The sequence below is a fragment of the Streptomyces sp. NBC_00503 genome (assembly GCF_036346895.1).
Lineage (GTDB): Bacteria > Actinomycetota > Actinomycetes > Streptomycetales > Streptomycetaceae > Streptomyces.
Map to the genome: position 1 here is coordinate 4,003,633 of NZ_CP107855.1, position 18,179 is coordinate 4,021,811.

Annotated in this window: 15 protein-coding genes; 7 read left to right on the plus strand and 8 right to left on the minus strand. The window is 68.6% G+C overall.

What is annotated here, in order from left to right; genetic code table 11:
• Window positions 1–71: 71 nt before the first annotated feature.
• The 8 genes from OG490_RS18695 to rpmH form a co-directional block, all read right to left on the minus strand.
• The gene (locus OG490_RS18695) at window positions 72–1,166 is read right to left on the minus strand and encodes a ParB/RepB/Spo0J family partition protein (RefSeq protein WP_330297438.1); all 1,095 of its coding nucleotides are present in this window, start codon (window positions 1,164–1,166) and stop codon (window positions 72–74) included.
• Window positions 1,163–2,254 carry a ParA family protein gene (locus OG490_RS18700; RefSeq protein ID WP_330297439.1) on the minus strand — a complete coding sequence of 364 codons (1,092 nt, stop codon included), beginning with the start codon at window positions 2,252–2,254 and terminating at the stop codon, window positions 1,163–1,165. The genes OG490_RS18695 and OG490_RS18700 overlap by 4 nt, the downstream gene beginning before the upstream one ends.
• 231 nt (window positions 2,255–2,485) lie before the next feature.
• Complete coding sequence (gene rsmG / locus OG490_RS18705) at window positions 2,486–3,196, minus strand: 16S rRNA (guanine(527)-N(7))-methyltransferase RsmG (protein WP_330297440.1); 711 nt, start codon at window positions 3,194–3,196, stop codon at window positions 2,486–2,488.
• 135 nt (window positions 3,197–3,331) lie between these two features.
• On the minus strand, window positions 3,332–3,841 hold the full coding sequence (locus OG490_RS18710; protein ID WP_330297441.1) for a Jag family protein: 510 nt from the start codon (window positions 3,839–3,841) through the stop codon (window positions 3,332–3,334).
• 15 nt (window positions 3,842–3,856) lie between these two features.
• Window positions 3,857–4,963, minus strand: coding sequence for a membrane protein insertase YidC (yidC, locus tag OG490_RS18715; protein WP_330297442.1), 1,107 nt, complete (start codon window positions 4,961–4,963; stop codon window positions 3,857–3,859).
• 3 nt (window positions 4,964–4,966) lie between these two features.
• Window positions 4,967–5,248 carry a membrane protein insertion efficiency factor YidD gene (gene yidD / locus OG490_RS18720; RefSeq protein ID WP_075970728.1) on the minus strand — a complete coding sequence of 94 codons (282 nt, stop codon included), beginning with the start codon at window positions 5,246–5,248 and terminating at the stop codon, window positions 4,967–4,969.
• The gene (rnpA, locus tag OG490_RS18725; protein ID WP_330297443.1) at window positions 5,245–5,619 is read right to left on the minus strand and encodes a ribonuclease P protein component; all 375 of its coding nucleotides are present in this window, start codon (window positions 5,617–5,619) and stop codon (window positions 5,245–5,247) included. The genes yidD and rnpA overlap by 4 nt, the downstream gene beginning before the upstream one ends.
• A 22-nt stretch (window positions 5,620–5,641) precedes the next feature.
• Window positions 5,642–5,779 carry a 50S ribosomal protein L34 gene (gene rpmH, locus OG490_RS18730; RefSeq protein WP_100597229.1) on the minus strand — a complete coding sequence of 46 codons (138 nt, stop codon included), beginning with the start codon at window positions 5,777–5,779 and terminating at the stop codon, window positions 5,642–5,644.
• A 400-nt stretch (window positions 5,780–6,179) separates the two neighbouring features.
• On the opposite strand from rpmH, the gene dnaA reads away from it, so the two are divergent.
• The 7 genes from dnaA to gyrA all read left to right on the plus strand — a co-directional run bounded on the left by dnaA (window position 6,180) and on the right by gyrA (window position 18,177).
• Window positions 6,180–7,964 carry a chromosomal replication initiator protein DnaA gene (gene dnaA / locus OG490_RS18735; RefSeq protein WP_443065836.1) on the plus strand — a complete coding sequence of 595 codons (1,785 nt, stop codon included), beginning with the start codon at window positions 6,180–6,182 and terminating at the stop codon, window positions 7,962–7,964.
• Between the two features lie 889 nt (window positions 7,965–8,853).
• Entirely contained in the window at window positions 8,854–9,984 is a 1,131-nt protein-coding gene (gene dnaN, locus OG490_RS18740; protein WP_330297445.1) for a DNA polymerase III subunit beta, read from the plus strand.
• Window positions 9,985–10,280: 296 nt separating this feature from the next.
• Window positions 10,281–11,156: a phosphogluconate dehydrogenase (NAD(+)-dependent, decarboxylating) gene (gene gnd / locus OG490_RS18745; protein WP_330297446.1), complete on the plus strand. Its 876-nt coding sequence runs from the start codon at window positions 10,281–10,283 to the stop codon at window positions 11,154–11,156.
• A 104-nt stretch (window positions 11,157–11,260) separates the two neighbouring features.
• Window positions 11,261–12,409, plus strand: a complete 1,149-nt coding sequence (gene recF, locus OG490_RS18750) for a DNA replication/repair protein RecF (protein ID WP_330297447.1) — start codon at window positions 11,261–11,263, stop codon at window positions 12,407–12,409.
• A gap of 143 nt (window positions 12,410–12,552) precedes the next feature.
• A complete protein-coding gene (locus tag OG490_RS18755) occupies window positions 12,553–13,050 on the plus strand; it encodes a DUF721 domain-containing protein (RefSeq protein ID WP_330300972.1) in 498 nt (165 codons plus the stop codon).
• Window positions 13,051–13,448: 398 nt separating this feature from the next.
• Window positions 13,449–15,503, plus strand: coding sequence for a DNA topoisomerase (ATP-hydrolyzing) subunit B (gene gyrB, locus OG490_RS18760; RefSeq protein WP_330297448.1), 2,055 nt, complete (start codon window positions 13,449–13,451; stop codon window positions 15,501–15,503).
• A 40-nt stretch (window positions 15,504–15,543) separates the two neighbouring features.
• Complete coding sequence (gyrA, locus tag OG490_RS18765; protein WP_330297449.1) at window positions 15,544–18,177, plus strand: DNA gyrase subunit A; 2,634 nt, start codon at window positions 15,544–15,546, stop codon at window positions 18,175–18,177.
• Window positions 18,178–18,179 lie beyond the last annotated feature (2 nt).

Genomic DNA, 18,179 nt, shown 5'->3' on the forward strand with positions numbered 1-18,179 from the left:
CGAAACCGCAGCAAGGCAAAGGGGCGGCCCGCGCCGGCTCACGCCGGCACGAACCGCCCCCGGACGGTGGGCTACTCCGCGGAAGTTCCCTGGTCCAAGACCCGGCCCTCGCCCGGCGCCAGCGTCCCCAGGATCCGTTCCAGATCCTCCATCGAGGCGAACTCGACGGTGATCTTGCCCTTCTTCTGACCCAGATCCACCTTCACCCGCGTCTCGAACCGGTCCGACAGCCGCGTCGCCAGCTCGTTGAGCGCCGGAGAGACCCGGGCACCCGCCCGCGGGCCCTTCGGCTTCACCGCGCTCGAGGACTCCGAGCCCATCAGCGCCACGATCTCCTCGACCGCACGCACCGACAGCCCCTCGGCCACGATCCGGTGCGCCAGCCGGTCCTGGGTCTCGGAGTCGTCCACCGAGAGCAGCGCCCGCGCGTGGCCGGCCGAGAGCACTCCCGCCGCCACCCGCCGCTGCACGGAAGGCGACAGCTTCAGCAGCCGCAGCGTGTTGGAGACCTGCGGACGCGAACGCCCGATCCGGTCCGCCAGCTGGTCGTGCGTGCAGTTGAAGTCCTGGAGGAGCTGGTCGTAGGCGGCGGCCTCTTCCAGCGGGTTCAGCTGGGCCCGGTGCAGGTTCTCCAGCAGCGCGTCCAGGAGCAGCTTCTCGTCGTCCGTGGCGCGGATGATCGCCGGGATGCGCTGGAGCCCTGCCTCCCGGCAGGCACGCCAACGGCGCTCGCCCATGATCAGTTCGTAGCGGCCCGGGGCCGACTGCCGCACCACCACCGGCTGGAGCAGGCCCACCTCCTGGATGGAGGTCACCAGCTCGGCCAGCGCGTCCTCGTCGAACACCTCGCGAGGCTGGCGCGGGTTCGGCGTGATCGAGTCCATCGGAAGCTCCGCGAACGTCGCTCCCGCCACCTCCTCGACCTCCGGGGCCGCGGCCGGCTCCGGCTCGGCGGCCGCGATCGCCGCCGATGTTTCACGTGAAACATCGGCCTGCGCCAGCGAAGCCAGCCTCGCCGCCGCGATCCCACGCTCCGCGGTCAGTACCGGCAGGGCCGACGGAGACGTCGACCCCGCCGCACCGATCACCGGCGGCGTCTTCTCCTGGGGAGCCGCGGGAATCAGCGCGCCGAGCCCCCGCCCCAGACCCCTACGTCGCTCACTCACTGGATCCCCTCCGCCATGCTCTGCGTGTTGTTCATGCCCGCACCCAGATGGGGGTGCTGGGCGTCGTACTGGATTCCGGCCCCGCGCAGCGCGATCTCCCGTGCCGCCTCCAGGTAGGAGAGGGAACCGCTGGAACCCGGGTCGTAGGTCAGCACCGTCTGCCCGTAGCTCGGGGCCTCCGAGATGCGGACCGATCGCGGGATGCTCGTGCGCAGCACCTCCTTGCCGAAGTGGGTGCGCACCTCCTCCGCCACCTGCGAGGCCAGCCGGGTCCTGCCGTCGTACATCGTCAGCAGGATCGTGGACACGTGCAGAGTGGGGTTCAGGTGGGCCCGCACCAGGTCGACGTTGCGCAGCAGCTGACCCAGCCCCTCCAGCGCGTAGTACTCGCACTGGATCGGGATCAGCACCTCCGCCCCGGCAACCAGGGCGTTCACCGTCAGCAGGCCCAGCGAGGGCGGGCAGTCGATCAGGATGTAGTCGAGCGGCTGCTCGTACGCCTGGATGGCCCGCTGGAGGCGGCTCTCACGCGCCACCAGGGAAACCAGCTCGATCTCCGCACCCGCCAGGTCGATGGTGGCGGGAGCACAGAACAGCCCCTCCACATCGACCACCGGCTGGACGACCTCCATCAGCGGGCGGCTGTCCACGAGCACGTCGTAGATGGACGGCACATCCGCGTGGTGGTCGATGCCCAGCGCCGTGGAGGCGTTGCCCTGCGGGTCGAGGTCCACGACCAGGACCCGCGCCCCGTGCAGGGCCAGGGAAGCGGCCAGGTTCACGGTCGACGTGGTCTTGCCCACGCCGCCCTTCTGGTTGGCCACGACCATGATCCGGGTCTGTGCGGGTCTGGGCAGGCCCTCACTCGCACGGCCCAGGGCCTCGACCGCGATCTGCGCGGCTCGGCCGATGGGTGTGTCTTCGTTGTCTACAAGCGGCGGGGCCGATGTTTCACGTGAAACATCTTCGCCCGGCGATTCAGAGCGGGGACCGGGGACCGGATCGGCCATCGGCCCCGCGAGGTTGGCGTCTGACCGCACGGTGTCACTCTCCTCGGCATCAGGCTCGCGATGAACAGAGCCTGCCATGTCACCGGGGTCGCGAACCAGCGGGGCCCGTACTCCTGTGGATGAATCCACCGTTGTGGACAACTCCGTCCCCCCTTCATCCTTGCGGTGACGGGGGGACGTAGCCGCACGACCGCGGCTGATGATTCCGTGCAGCAGAGAGCGACGTTTCACGTGAAACACGATGCCCGGACGGAGTCATCCGGCCGCTACGACACTCCGAAATCCATACCTATAGGGCGCAAAGCAGGATCAGCGGCGGCGGCGCGTACGGCTGGTCCTGGCGGCCTTGGCCCGCTTCGCGGCGAACCTCACCCCGCCGGGGCTCTCGCCGACCTCGACCCGCACCACGGTCGACATCGGGTCCACGATCCCCTCGCCGACGTGCAGCACCGAGGTCTTCACCACACCGAGCTTCGTCAGCGCAGCCTTCGCCGCCGCCAGTTCCTCGTCGGCGGTGTCGCCCTTGAGCGCCAGCATCTCGCCGTACGGACGCAGCAGGGGAACGCCCCAGCCGGCGAGCCGTTCCAGCGGGGCCACGGCCCGTGCCGTCACCACGTGCACGGGCTGCAGCTTGCCGAGGACTTCCTCGGCCCGCCCGCGCACCACCGTCACATGGTCCAGGCCCAGCAGCTCCACGGCTTCCTGGAGGAAGTTGGTACGGCGCAGCAGCGGCTCCAGCAGCGTGATCTTCAAGTCGCGGCGGACCAGGGCCAGCGGGATGCCGGGGAGACCGGCGCCCGAGCCCACGTCGCACACGGTGACGCCCTCGGGCACCACCTCGGAGAGCACGGCGCAGTTCAGCAGGTGCCGCTCCCACAGTCGCGATACCTCGCGCGGCCCGATCAGGCCCCGTGTGACCCCCAGGTCCGCGAGCAGCTCCGCATAGCGCACGGCCTGCGGCAAAAACTCACCGAACACCTTGTGCGCCACCTCGGGTGCCGGGGGCGCTTCTTCAGGCATCGGGGGAAGCTCAGCTGCCTCCGTCACGGGGACCGTCCTTCCGTACTGCATGGTGTCAAAACCGCTTCACTGCCAGGCTGACAAACTTCGGCCCCGCCTGCGAGACAGGCGGGGCCGAACACTCATAGCTTCCGATCAGGCCGGGAGCACAACGACGAAGCGCTGCGGCTCCTCGCCCTCGGACTCGCTCCGCAGACCGGCGGCCGCCACGGCGTCGTGGACGACCTTCCGCTCGAAGGGGGTCATCGGAGCCAGCTTCAGGGGCTCACCCGAAGCCTTGACGTCCTCGGCCGCCTTGGCGCCGAGCACGGCCAGCTCCTCGCGCTTCTTCGCGCGGAACCCGCCGATGTCCAGCATCAGCCGGCTGCGGTCCCCGGTCTCGCGGTGCACCGCGAGACGGGTCAGCTCCTGCAGAGCCTCCAGCACCTCACCGTCGCGGCCCACGAGCTTCTGCAGGTCGCGTGCGGATTCGCTGACGATGGAGACCGAGGCGCGGTCCGCCTCGACGTCCATGTCGATGTCGCCGTCCAGGTCGGCGATGTCCAGCAGACCCTCAAGGTAGTCGGCCGCGATCTCACCCTCCTGCTCGAGGCGGGTCAGGGTGTCGCCACTCTCAGCGGCGGCGGTGGTGGTGCCTTCCGTCACGGGAGGGACTCCTTCTTACTTCTTGGGAGAGGGCTTGCTGGGGGGCGTCTGGCGCTGCGACTTCGACTGGCGCTTGGGCTGCTGCCGCTTCTGGAGCGGGTTGCCGGCGGCGTCGGCGTCGGCGGTGGCCTCGACACTCTTGATCACGGAGCCGTCGTCCTGAGCGGCCATGCCCTGCTTGGTCAGGGCCGTGATGAACTTGCGCTCGTTGTCGTTGCGGTCCGGGCCCTTGGCCACGATCGCCGCGACGATCTTCTTCTTGCCCCGGCCCTTGAGCTCGCCGTGCGTGCTGACGTGCTTCAGCAGGCGGGTCAGGTACTGGTCCTGGGCCTTGGATCCCGGGGTCGGGTTCTGGTTGATCACGTACATCTGCTGACCCATGGTCCACAGGTTCGTGGTCATCCAGTAGACGAGGACACCGACGGGGAAGTTGATACCCATGACCGCGAAGATCAGGGGGAAGACGTACATCAGCATCTTCTGCTGCTGCATGAAGGGGGTCTTGACCGAGAGGTCGACGTTCTTCTGCATCAGCTGGCGCTGCGTGTAGAACTGCGACAGCGACATCAGGACGATCATGATGGCGGTGACGATCCGCACGTCGGTGACCGAGGCGCCGAGAGCGGCGACCTTGTCCGCGCTGTCCGTGAACTTGGAAGCCAGCGGAGCGCCGAAGATGTGCGCGTTACGGGCACTCTCCAGGAGCGGGCCGTCGATCTGGCCGATCGGCGTTCCGTTCGCGATGCCGGCGAGCACGTGGTAGAGCGCGAAGAAGAACGGGGACTGCGCCAGGATGGGAAGGCACGAGGAGAGCGGGTTGGTACCCGTCTCCTTGTACAGCTTCATCATCTCTTCGGACTGGCGCTGCTTGTCGTTCTTGTAGCGCTCCTGGATCGCCTTCATCTTCGGCTGGATCGCCTGCATGCCCCGCGTCGCCTTGATCTGCTTCACGAAGAGCGGGATCAGACAGATGCGGATCAAGATCACCAGGGAGACGATGGAGAGGCCCCAGGCCCAACCACTGTCCGCGCCGAACATCGCCCCGTACACCTTGTGGAACTGAACGATGATCCACGAGACGGGCGTGGTAATAAAGCTGAACAGACTGGCAATCGTGTCCACTAATCAGGCTCCTTGAGCATTGCGAGATCGACGCAACGCACTGCGCAGCTGCTCGTGCCAACGCGGGCGTTTCCGGGGTGGGACGTGATCCACGCCACCCGGGGACCACGGATTGCACCGCAGGATCCGCCAGGCGGTCAGAACCGTCCCCTTCACCGCACCATGCCGGTCGATGGCCGTGTACCCGTAGTGCGAACACGAGGGGTAGTAGCGGCACACCGGCCCGAGCAGCGGACTGATCGTCCACTGGTACAGCTTGATCAATGCGAGCAGCGGGTACTTCATCGAGCCACGCCTCCCAAGAGCCGCAGCAGCGCGGCATCAAGGTCCCGGGCCAGCTCGTCGAGACCGGCATCACCCGCTCCGGGCAGAGCCCGTACCACCATCAGGCTACCTGCGGGCAGCTGAGACAGCCGCTCGCGGACGAGATGGCGCAAACGGCGCTTGACCCGGTTGCGTACGACGGCGCCGCCGACAGCCTTGCTGACGACGAAACCCGCACGCGCCGAGGGATGAATCTCCCCCGACTCGTGCGGGTCCGTTGCACCGCTTGTACGTAGGTGGACGACGAGGAGCGGGCGACCAGCCCGGCGGCCTCGACGTACCGCGCTCGCGAAGTCCTCGCGCCGCCTCAGCCGATTGTCGGGAGACAGCACGACGTCACGATCCGCCCGTCAGTTACGCGGAGAGTTCGGCGCGGCCCTTGCCACGACGGTTCGCGAGGATGGCGCGACCGGCACGGGTACGCATCCGCAGGCGGAAGCCGTGGGTCTTGGCGCGACGGCGGTTGTTCGGCTGGAAGGTGCGCTTGCTCACTCGGGGGCTCCAGAGAATTAATCGTTTAGGCGGGACATCGCCTGGCTGTCACCGTGCGCCCACGAGGAGAAAACTCGCGTGTTCGCCCGAGTGGCACCGCAAAACGATCACAGTCAGTGATCTTCGCCCATCGGTAGGCAGGCGGCAGCAGCCATCGACAACTCGACCTCGTTACGGTACGCGCGGCTACGCCATCCGGTCAAACCGAGCCGTCGAGGGCCCACACTGTGCACAGGCTGTGGACAACGACTTGAACCGTACCCGTCGGCCTGACTACCGTTGCCCGACCCCGGTTTTTTTGTCCCGACCGTCCCAAAGAACCACACATTCGTGGGACCCCTGTGAGAGAGCGTGCTCTGTGGCTGACGTACCTGCCGATCTTGCCGCAGTGTGGCCAAGGGTGCTCGAAAAGCTCCTCGGGGAGGGTCAGAACAGCATCGAGCCCAAGGACAAGCAGTGGGTGGAACGGTGCCAGCCCCTGGCACTCGTGGCCGACACCGCCCTGCTCGCCGTCCCCAACGAGTACGGCAAGCGCGTCCTCGAAGGCCGCCTCGCCCCGCTCATCAGCGATGCCCTCAGCCGTGAGTGCGGGCGTCCGATCCGGATCGCCATCACCGTGGACGACTCGGCCGGCGAGCCCGCGCCCCAGACCCCGAGCGGGCCGTCCGGGCACGACGGCTACGAGCCCTACGGCGGCCAGCGCTCCGGCGGTCACACCGGACCCGGAGGCCACACCGGCCCCGGCTCCTCCGACGACGAGCGGCTGCCCACGGCCCGCCCCGCCTACCCGGACTACCAGCAGCCGCGCCCCGAGCCCGGCGCCTGGCCCCGCGGCGGCCAGCAGGACGACTACGGCTGGCAGCAGCCCCGCCTCGGCGGCTTCCCCGAGCGCGACCCGTACGCCTCCCCGCAGCCGGGCTACCTCCAGCAGTCCGAGCCCTCCTCCTACGACCAGGGCTCCTACGAACCCCAGAAGTACGAGCAGCAGCAGTACGAGCAGCAGTCGCGCCAGCAGTACGAGGGCCAGCAGCAGCAACGCCAGTCCCATCAGTACGAGCAGCAGCAGTACGAGCAGCCGGCCCCGCGTCCGGCGCCCAGCCGGCCCGCGCCCTCGGCCCCGTCCGGCGGCTCGACCTCCGGCCCGCTGGAGCCGACGGCCCGGCTGAATCCCAAGTACCTCTTCGACACCTTCGTCATCGGCGCCTCCAACCGCTTCGCGCACGCCGCCGCGGTGGCCGTCGCCGAGGCGCCGGCGAAGGCGTACAACCCCCTCTTCATCTATGGGGAGTCGGGTCTGGGCAAGACGCACCTGCTGCACGCCATCGGGCACTACGCGCGGAGCCTCTACCCCGGCACCCGGGTGCGGTACGTGAGCTCCGAGGAGTTCACCAACGAGTTCATCAACTCGATCCGCGACGGCAAGGGCGACGCGTTCCGCAAGCGCTACCGCGAGATGGACATCCTGCTCGTCGACGACATCCAGTTCCTCGCGAGCAAGGAGTCGACGCAGGAGGAGTTCTTCCACACCTTCAATACGCTCCACAACGCCAACAAGCAGATCGTGCTCTCCTCCGACCGGCCGCCCAAGCAGCTCGCCACCCTGGAGGACCGGCTCCGCAACCGCTTCGAGTGGGGCCTGATCACCGACGTCCAGCCGCCCGAGCTGGAGACCCGTATCGCGATCCTGCGCAAGAAGGCCGTCCAGGAGCACCTCAACGCACCGCCGGAGGTCCTCGAGTTCATCGCCTCCCGCATCTCGCGCAACATCCGCGAGCTGGAGGGGGCGCTGATCCGGGTCACGGCCTTCGCGAGCCTGAACCGGCAGCCGGTCGACCTGGGCCTGACCGAGGACGTCCTGAAGAACCTGATCCCGGGCGGCGAGGACAGCTCGCCCGAGATCACCGCCACCGACATCATGGCGGCCACCGCCGACTACTTCGGGCTGACCGTGGACGACCTGTGCGGCTCCTCGCGCAGCCGGGTCCTGGTCACCGCCCGGCAGATCTCCATGTACCTGTGCCGGGAGCTCACGGACCTCTCGCTGCCCAAGATCGGGGCGCAGTTCGGCGGCCGCGACCACACCACCGTGATGCACGCGGACCGCAAGATCCGCGCTCTGATGGCGGAACGCCGCTCCATCTACAACCAGGTCACGGAGCTCACCAACCGCATCAAGAACGGCTGACGCGGGCCCCGTGGACGGGCCGTACGGGCGTCGCCGAGGGCTGCTGAGGCCTCTTAAAACGCTTTCTGAGGGCGCTCCCGGGTCACTTCGGGGGCGCCCTTCGTCGTGCGTGCGCCCCCAATCTGTTCGAATACGCCCCCAATGGAGCAACTCATCCACAGATTGGGCGACTTTCTTCCGTCCACACCCTGGGGACGGGGTTCTCCACCCACAAGACTGTCCACAGGGCCCAGCTGTGAGGCACCATCAGGGCTGGTCAGACCCCTGTGGAATTGTGCGCAACAACTATCCACAGGGTGTGGACAGAAATTTCGTCCACAGGTCCGTCCACCGCGTTGTCCACCGACAGTCCACAGCTTCCCGGGTCCTGTGCACAGGATCAGACGACTTCCCCACACCGTTGTCCACTGTTCGGCAACGAACCACCCACTCTCACCGCCCCGAGTGAAAGCGGTCACACCGAAGTCGACGTTTGGGTTGTGGAGTACTGGGGGAAACCTGGGGACACACCTGTGGAGTAGTAGGGGTCATCTGGGGATGGCCTGTGCAGAAGTTTTCGTTCTCCACAGAGACACCTGGTTGTCCACCGGTGCCACCCACAGGGTGTGGGGATAAAAAACGCGGTCTGACCTGCGAAAACAGGCTTATCCACCGTTTCCACAGGCCCTACTACTACCCCCATAGAGAGTTAGCCCGGTTTCGGTTTTCAAGCAGGTCCTGTGCACAACTCGGTGGATCGCCCTCCCCGACACCTCGCTCCCGACTTGACCGCCGACAGCGACGACTGTCGGCGCCGTACGTCAGACTGGTCCCCGGCATCGGTCGAGGCATCGACGAGCCGACGACGAAGGCCGGCAGACAAGCGAGCAACAGCAGGAGGCGGTTTCCGGTGAAGATCCGGGTGGAGCGCGACGTACTCGCGGAGGCGGTGGCCTGGGCTGCTCGTAGCCTCCCGGCCCGGCCGCCGGTGCCCGTTCTCGCGGGCCTGCTGCTGAAGGCCGAGGAGGGCAAGCTGTCCCTCTCCGGCTTCGACTACGAGGTCTCGGCCCGCGTCTCCGTCGAGGCGGACGTCGAGGAGGACGGCACGGTCCTGGTCTCCGGCCGACTGCTCGCCGACATCTGCCGCGCCCTCCCCAACCGCCCGGTGGAGATTTCCACAGACGGTGTACGGGCGACCGTGGTCTGTGGCTCCTCGCGATTCACACTCCACACCCTGCCTGTGGAGGAATACCCGGCCCTGCCGGTGATGCCCACCGCGACCGGCACCGTGCCCGGTGAGGTCTTCGCCTCCGCCGCCGCGCAGGTCGCCATCGCGGCCGGCCGCGACGACACGCTGCCCGTGCTGACCGGTGTCCGCATCGAGATCGAGGGCGACCGCGTCACCCTGGCCTCCACCGACCGCTACCGCTTCGCGGTCCGCGAGTTCCTGTGGAAGCCCGAGGACCCGGAGGCCTCGGCCGTGGCCCTGGTGCCCGCCAAGACGCTCCTGGACACCGCCAAGTCGCTCACCAGCGGCGACACGGTCACCATCGCGCTGTCGGGTTCCGGCAAGGGCGAGGGCCTCATCGGCTTCGAGGGCGCCGGCCGCCGCACCACCACCCGCCTCCTCGAAGGCGACCTGCCGAAGTACCGCACGCTCTTCCCGACCGAGTTCAACTCCGTCGCCGTGATCGAGACCGCCCCGTTCGTCGAGGCCGTCAAGCGCGTCGCCCTGGTCGCCGAGCGCAACACCCCGGTCCGCCTCAGCTTCGAGCAGGGCGTGCTGATCCTGGAGGCAGGCTCCTCCGACGACGCACAGGCTGTGGAGCGCGTCGACGCGAAGCTGGAGGGCGACGACATCTCGATCGCCTTCAACCCGACCTTCCTGCTGGACGGCCTGAGCGCGATCGACTCGCCGGCCGCGCAGCTCAGCTTCACCACGTCCACCAAGCCGGCGCTGCTCAGCGGCCGCCCGGCCGTGGACGCCGAGGCCGACGAGGCGTACAAGTACCTGATCATGCCGGTCCGCCTCTCCGGCTGAGTCCGCGGACGCGGACGATCGAGCACACAGTCGGGCCCGGTCTCGCTTCCCGCGGGACCGGGCCCGACGGCGTTCCCGGGCCCCGGGTGCGCCCGTCCGGGCCGCCGGTCCGGCACGCAGCCCCGTACGGGGCCTCGTGGACGGCCCGTACGGGGCCTCGCGCGGGGCCCTCGCCCCGCCACCCGGAGTGCCCGTGGAGCCGGGTCACGCCGCCCGGCGTAGGCTCGGCACGGGGGATGTCCCCGGGCAGCGGGGAACCCCGGCACAGACGGCCACAACGCTTAAGGAACCACCTGATGGAGCTTGGTCTCGTCGGTCTCGGCAAGATGGGCGGCAACATGCGCGAGCGCATCCGCCGCGCCGGCCACACCGTCATCGGATACGACCGCAACCCGGACCTCGCCGATGTCCACAGCCTCGCGGAGCTTGTGGACAGCCTCCAGGCCCCCCGCGTGGTGTGGGTGATGGTCCCGGCGGGCGCGGCGACCCAGTCCACCGTCGACGAGCTCGCGGGCCTGCTCTCGCCCGGCGACATCGTCGTCGACGGCGGCAACTCGCGCTGGACCGACGACGAGAAGCACGGCGCCGAGCTGGCCGCCAAGGGCATCGGCTTCGTCGACTGCGGCGTCTCGGGCGGTGTCTGGGGCCTGGAGAACGGCTACGCGCTGATGTACGGCGGCGACAAGGAGCACGTCGCGGCCGTCCAGCCCGTCTTCGACGCCCTCAAGCCCGAGGGTGAGTTCGGGGCCGTGCACGCGGGCAAGATCGGCGCCGGCCACTTCGCGAAGATGGTCCACAACGGCATCGAGTACGCCATGATGCAGGCCTACGCCGAGGGCTGGGAGCTCCTGGAGAAGGTCGACTCGGTCACCGACGTCCGCGAGGTGTTCCGGTCCTGGCAGGAGGGCACGGTCATCCGTTCCTGGCTGCTGGACCTGGCCGTGAACGCGCTGGACGAGGACGAGCACCTGCAGCAGCTGCGCGGCTTCGCGCAGGACTCGGGCGAGGGCCGCTGGACGGTCGAGGCCGCGATCGACAACGCGGTGCCGCTGCCGGCGATCACCGCCTCGCTCTTCGCGCGCTTCGCGTCCCGCCAGGACGACTCCCCGCAGATGAAGATGATCGCCGCGCTGCGCAACCAGTTCGGCGGCCACGCGGTCGAGAAGAAGTAATCCACAAGGGATCCACAGCACACGTGGGTGCTGTGGATCCGGTTCTACAGATTTCACAGCTCCACAGAGCAGAGCAGCAGGAAGCCGGGGGAGGTCGGCGCCGTATGCATGTTTCGCATCTCTCGTTGGCCGACTTCCGTTCGTACGTCCGGGCCGAGGTTCCCCTCGACCCGGGCGTCACGGCTTTCGTGGGCCCCAACGGCCAGGGCAAGACCAACCTCGTCGAAGCCATCGGCTACCTCGCGACCCTCGGCAGCCACCGCGTCTCCGCCGACGCCCCGCTGGTGCGGATGGGCGCGGAGCGGGCCGTCGTCCGGGCCGCGGTCACCCAGGGCGAGCGCCAGCAGCTCGTCGAACTGGAGCTGAACCCGGGCCGCGCGAACCGGGCCCGGATCAACAGGTCCTCGCAGGTCAAGCCCCGGGACGTGCTCGGCATCGTCCGCACGGTGCTGTTCGCCCCCGAGGACCTGGCCCTGGTCAAGGGCGATCCGGGGGAGCGGCGCCGCTTCCTCGACGAGCTCGTGACGGCCCGCTCGCCGCGCATGGCGGCGGTGCGCTCGGACTACGAGCGGGTGCTCAAGCAGCGCAACACCCTGCTGAAGTCCGCGGCGATGGCCCGCCGGCACGGCGGCCGCTCTATGGACCTGTCCACCCTCGACGTCTGGGACCAGCACCTCGCGCGCACCGGCGCGGAACTGCTGGCCCAGCGCCTCGACCTGATCGCGACCCTGCTGCCGCTGGCCGACAAGGCCTACGAGCAGCTCGCGCCCGGCGGCGGCCCGATCGGCCTGACGTACAAGTCCTCGGCGGCCGGCGAGGCGGGCGAGGCCGTGGACGGCGGCGGGGCCCGCACCCGCGAGGCCCTCTACGAGGTGCTGCTCGCCGCGATGGCGGACGTCCGCAAGCAGGAGATCGAACGCGGCGTGACCCTGGTCGGCCCGCACCGCGACGACGTGCTGCTGCGCCTGGGCGAGCTGCCGGCCAAGGGGTACGCGAGCCACGGCGAGTCCTGGTCGTACGCGCTGGCGCTGCGGCTGGCCTCCTACGAGCTGCTGCGCTCCGAGGGCAGCGAGCCGGTGCTGATCCTCGACGACGTGTTCGCCGAGCTGGACACCCGGCGCCGGGAACGGCTGGCGGAGCTGGTGGCGCCGGGCGAGCAGGTTCTGGTGACGGCGGCGGTCGACGACGACGTCCCGGGGGTGCTGGTCGGCACGCGGTTCGCGGTCTCCGGCGGTGAGGTGACCCGGCTGTGAGCGAGGACAGGCGCAGCGAAGGCGGGCCGGGCGCGGGCAGGCCCGGTGCAAGCAAGCCCGGCGCAGGAAAGCCGGGCGCAGCAGGTCTCGGCGCCGGCAGGCCCGGCGGCGGGTCGCAGGACGGCCCGGAGCCCGCGCGCAAGGTGCCCGAGCCCTCCGGCGTGGACCTGGCGCGCCAGGCGCTGGCGGCGGCCCGGGAGCAGGCGCGGGCCCGGGGCAACGCGGCGACGGGCAAGAAGCGCCCGTACCAGCAGGGCCTGCGCTCCGGCGCCCGCGCCGACGGCCGGGACCCGATGCCGCTGATGGCGGCGCTGGACCGGCTGCGGACCGAGCGCGGCTGGGAGATGCCGATGGCGGTGGCGGGCGTGATGGAGCGCTGGCCGGAGATCGTCGGCCGGGACATCGCGGCGCACTGCGTCCCGGACCGCTACGAGGACCGCGAGCTGGTGGTCCGCTGCGACTCCTCGGCGTGGGCGGCGCAGCTGAAGCTGCTGGCTCCGCAGTTGGTGGCGCGGCTCAACCAGGACCTGGGGCAGGGCACGGTCCGGCTGATCAAGGTCCACGGTCCGGGCGGCGCACCGAAGCGGTACGGGCTGTGGCGGGCGCCGGGCAGCAAGGGCCCGGGCGACACCTACGAGTGAGCCCGCGAGGCCCCGTACGGATGGAGCGCGAGCGGGCGTACGAGTGCCCGCGCGAGGCCCCGTACGGCGGTCGGCGGTGGTGTGCGCGGGCCTGCTCCGTACGCCTGCGCGGGTGGTGTCCCTCACGGTAGTGGGAGGTTGACAGCCCGAAGCGCTCAATGCCCGTGTGAGCCTCTTAGAGCCCCTCCCCTGATATGGGGAGTCGGAGAGAGGAGTTTCGGGGCGGCACATGAGGACTCAGGTACCGGCAAACCCCCATTCGTGTCAGTGGTACCGGTAGACTGAACAAGAATCTCGCGCTCGCGCGGGATTCAGTCGAGTAAAGCTGACCACCGCTGACAACGCAGATCGACGCAGCCGCTCCTGCTTGCATGCCTGCTCGCCCCGGAGTCCGGCCTGTGCTGTGCCAGAAAGGGCGCTTCGTGGCCGATTCGGGCAACCCCAACGAGAAGAACACCTCCGTAGCCGGGAACGGTGAGGACAAGGCATACGACGCAGGTGCCATCCAGGTTCTGGAGGGCCTGGACGCGGTCCGCAAGCGGCCCGGCATGTACATCGGCTCGACCGGTGAGCGCGGCCTGCACCACCTGGTGCAAGAGGTCGTCGACAACTCCGTCGACGAGGCGATGGCCGGGCACGCGGACACCATCGACGTGACGATCCTGCCGGACGGCGGCGTGCGCGTCATCGACAACGGCCGTGGCATCCCGGTCGGCATCGTGAAGTCCGAGGGCAAGCCGGCCGTCGAGGTCGTGCTCACGGTCCTGCACGCGGGCGGCAAGTTCGGCGGCGGCGGCTACGCCGTCTCCGGAGGTCTGCACGGCGTCGGCGTCTCCGTCGTGAACGCCCTGTCGACGAAGGTCGCGGTCGAGGTCAAGACCGACGGCTACCGCTGGACCCAGGACTACAAGCTCGGTGTCCCGACCGCGCCCCTCGCCAAGAACGAGGAGACGTCCGAGACCGGCACTTCGGTGACGTTCTGGGCCGACCCCGACATCTTCGAGACGACCGAGTACTCCTTCGAGACGCTCGCGCGCCGCTTCCAGGAGATGGCCTTCCTCAACAAGGGCCTGACCCTCACGCTGACGGACGAGCGCGAGTCGGCCAAGGCGACGGTGGGCTCGGACACGGCCGAGGTCACCGACGACGACCAGGCGCGCACGGTCAAGTACTACTACGAGGGCGGCATCGTCGACTTCGTGAAGCACCTGAACGCGCGCAAGGGCGAGCTGATCCACCCGACCGTCATCGACGTGGAGGCCGAGGACAAGGAGCGCCTGCTCTCGGTCGAGATCGCGATGCAGTGGAACTCGCAGTACACCGAGGGCGTCTACTCCTTCGCGAACACGATCCACACGCACGAGGGCGGAACCCACGAAGAGGGCTTCCGCGCCGCGATGACGGGTCTGGTGAACCGCTACGCGCGCGAGAAGAAGTTCCTTCGCGAGAAGGACGACAACCTCGCCGGCGAGGACATCCGCGAGGGTCTGACCGCGATCATCTCGATCAAGCTGGGCGAGCCGCAGTTCGAGGGCCAGACGAAGACCAAGCTGGGCAACACGGAGGCCAAGACCTTCGTGCAGAAGGTCGTCCACGAGCACCTCAACGACTGGTTCGACCGCAACCCGAACGAGGCCGCGGACATCATCCGCAAGTCGATCAACGCGGCCACGGCGCGCGTCGCGGCCCGCAAGGCCCGCGACCTGACCCGCCGCAAGGGTCTTCTGGAGAGCGCCTCGCTGCCGGGCAAGCTGTCCGACTGCCAGTCGAACGACCCGACCAAGTGCGAGATCTTCATCGTCGAGGGCGACTCGGCCGGTGGCAGCGCGAAGTCCGGCCGCAACCCCATGTACCAGGCCATCCTGCCCATCCGCGGCAAGATCCTGAACGTCGAGAAGGCGCGGATCGACAAGATCCTCCAGAACACCGAGGTCCAGGCGCTGATCAGCGCCTTCGGCACCGGTGTGCACGAGGACTTCGACATCGCGAAGCTCCGCTATCACAAGATCATCCTGATGGCCGACGCCGACGTCGACGGCCAGCACATCAACACCCTGCTGCTGACCTTCCTGTTCCGCTTCATGCGGCCGCTGGTCGAGGCCGGGCACGTCTACCTCTCGCGCCCGCCGCTGTACAAGATCAAGTGGGGCCGCGACGACTTCGAGTACGCGTACTCGGACCGCGAGCGCGACGCCCTGGTCGAGCTCGGCAAGGGGCAGGGCAAGCGGATCAAGGAAGACTCGATCCAGCGCTTCAAGGGTCTGGGCGAGATGAACGCCGAGGAGCTGCGCGTCACCACCATGGACGTGGACCACCGCGTGCTCGGCCAGGTCACCCTGGACGACGCCGCACAGGCCGACGACCTGTTCTCGGTGCTCATGGGTGAGGACGTCGAAGCCCGGCGCTCCTTCATCCAGCGCAACGCCAAGGACGTTCGCTTCCTCGACATCTGAGTCGGCTCAGCTGACCGCCTGAAAGGACTTCTGACCAGCAATGGCCGACGAAATCACCCCCACTGCGGAGAACCCCGCGGAGGAGCAGCCCGTCCAGCGCATCGAGCCCGTCGGGCTCGAGACCGAGATGCAGCGCTCCTATCTCGACTACGCGATGTCCGTCATCGTCTCCCGCGCGCTGCCCGACGTACGGGACGGCCTCAAGCCGGTCCACCGCCGTGTGCTGTACGCGATGTACGACGGCGGCTACCGGCCCGAGAAGGGCTTCTACAAGTGTGCCCGCGTCGTCGGTGACGTCATGGGCACGTACCACCCGCACGGTGACAGCTCGATCTACGACGCCCTGGTCCGCCTGGCCCAGCCGTGGTCGCTGCGCATGCCGCTGGTGGACTCCAACGGCAACTTCGGCTCCCCGGGCAACGACCCGGCCGCCGCCATGCGCTACACCGAGTGCAAGCTCATGCCGCTGGCCATGGAGATGCTCCGTGACATCGACGAGGAGACCGTCGACTTCACGGACAACTACGACGGCCGCAACCAGGAGCCGACGGTCCTGCCGGCGCGCTTCCCCAACCTGCTGATCAACGGCTCCGCCGGTATCGCGGTCGGCATGGCCACCAACATCCCGCCGCACAACCTGCGCGAGGTCGCGGCCGGCGCCCAGTGGGCGCTGGAGCACCCGGAGGCCTCGCACGAGGAGCTCCAGGACGCGCTCATCGAGCGGATCAAGGGCCCGGACTTCCCGTCGGGCGCCCTGGTCGTGGGCCGCAAGGGCATCGAGGAGGCGTACCGGACCGGGCGCGGCTCGATCACCATGCGCGCGGTGGTGGAGGTCGAGGAGATCCAGAACCGCCAGTGCCTGGTGGTCACGGAGCTCCCGTACCAGACCAACCCCGACAACCTCGCGCAGAAGATCGCCGACCTGGTCAAGGACGGCAAGGTCGGCGGCATCGCCGACGTCCGCGACGAGACCTCTTCGCGCACCGGCCAGCGCCTGGTGATCGTCCTCAAGCGCGACGCCGTCGCCAAGGTCGTGCTGAACAACCTCTACAAGCACACCGACCTGCAGACGAACTTCGGCGCGAACATGCTGGCGCTGGTGGACGGCGTGCCGCGCACGCTGTCGATCGACGCGTTCATCCGCCACTGGGTGCAGCACCAGATCGAGGTCATCGTCCGGCGCACGAAGTTCCGCCTGCGCAAGGCGGAGGAGCGCGCCCACATCCTGCGCGGTCTGCTCAAGGCGCTGGACGCGATCGACGAGGTCATCGCCCTCATCCGGCGCAGCAACACGGTCGAGATCGCCCGCGAGGGCCTGATGGGCCTGCTGTCGATCGACGAGATCCAGGCGAACGCGATCCTGGAGATGCAGCTCCGCCGCCTGGCGGCCCTGGAGCGGCAGAAGATCGTCGCCGAGCACGACGAGCTCCAGGCCAAGATCAACGAGTACAACGCCATCCTGGCCTCGGAAGAGCGCCAGCGGCAGATCGTCAGTGAGGAACTGGCGGCCATCGTCGAGAAGTTCGGCGACGACCGGCGCTCCAAGCTGGTGCCCTTCGACGGTGACATGTCCATCGAGGACCTGATCGCCGAAGAGGACATCGTCGTCACGATCACCCACGGCGGGTACGTCAAGCGCACCAAGACCGAGGACTACCGCTCGCAGAAGCGCGGCGGCAAGGGCGTGCGCGGCACGAAGCTGAAGCAGGACGACCTCGTCGACCACTTCTTCGTGTCCACCACACACCACTGGCTGCTGTTCTTCACGAACAAGGGCCGCGTCTACCGGTCCAAGGCGTACGAGCTCCCGGACGCCGGCCGCGACGCCCGCGGGCAGCACGTCGCGAACCTGCTGGCCTTCCAGCCGGACGAGAAGATCGCCCAGATCCTCGCGATCCGCGACTACGAGGCCGCGCCCTACCTGATCCTGGCCACCAAGGGCGGCCTGGTGAAGAAGACGGCGCTCAAGGACTACGACTCGCCCCGTTCGGGTGGTGTCATCGCCATCAACCTCCGGGAGACGGAGGACGGCAGCGACGACGAGCTGATCGGCGCCGAGCTGGTGTCCGCCGATGACGACCTGCTGCTCATCAGCAAGAAGGCGCAGTCGATCCGCTTCACGGCGACCGACGACTCGCTGCGCCCGATGGGCCGCGCCACCTCGGGCGTGAAGGGCATGAGTTTCCGGGAGGGTGACGAACTGCTCTCCATGAGCGTGGTCCGGCCCGGTACGTTCGTCTTCACCGCGACCAATGGCGGCTACGCCAAGCGGACACCGGTGAACGAGTACCGCGTCCAGGGCCGTGGCGGCCTGGGCATCAAGGCCGCGAAGATCGTGGAGGACCGCGGATCGCTCGTCGGTGCCCTCGTGGTCGACGAAACGGACGAGATTCTCGCCATCACCCTCGGCGGTGGTGTGATTCGTACGCGCGTCAACGAAGTACGGGAGACCGGCCGTGACACCATGGGCGTCCAGCTGATCAACCTGGGCAAGCGGGATGCCGTTGTAGGTATCGCCCGCAACGCGGAGGCCGGTCAGGATGCTGACGAGGTCGACGACAGCGAGAACGACAGCGAGAACGAGACCGAGATCGGGACCGAGGCGGCCGTCGAAGGACAGGCCGTCGAGGCCGCCGAGGGCACGGAGCCCTCGGCTGGGGAGCACGAGGAGTAAGC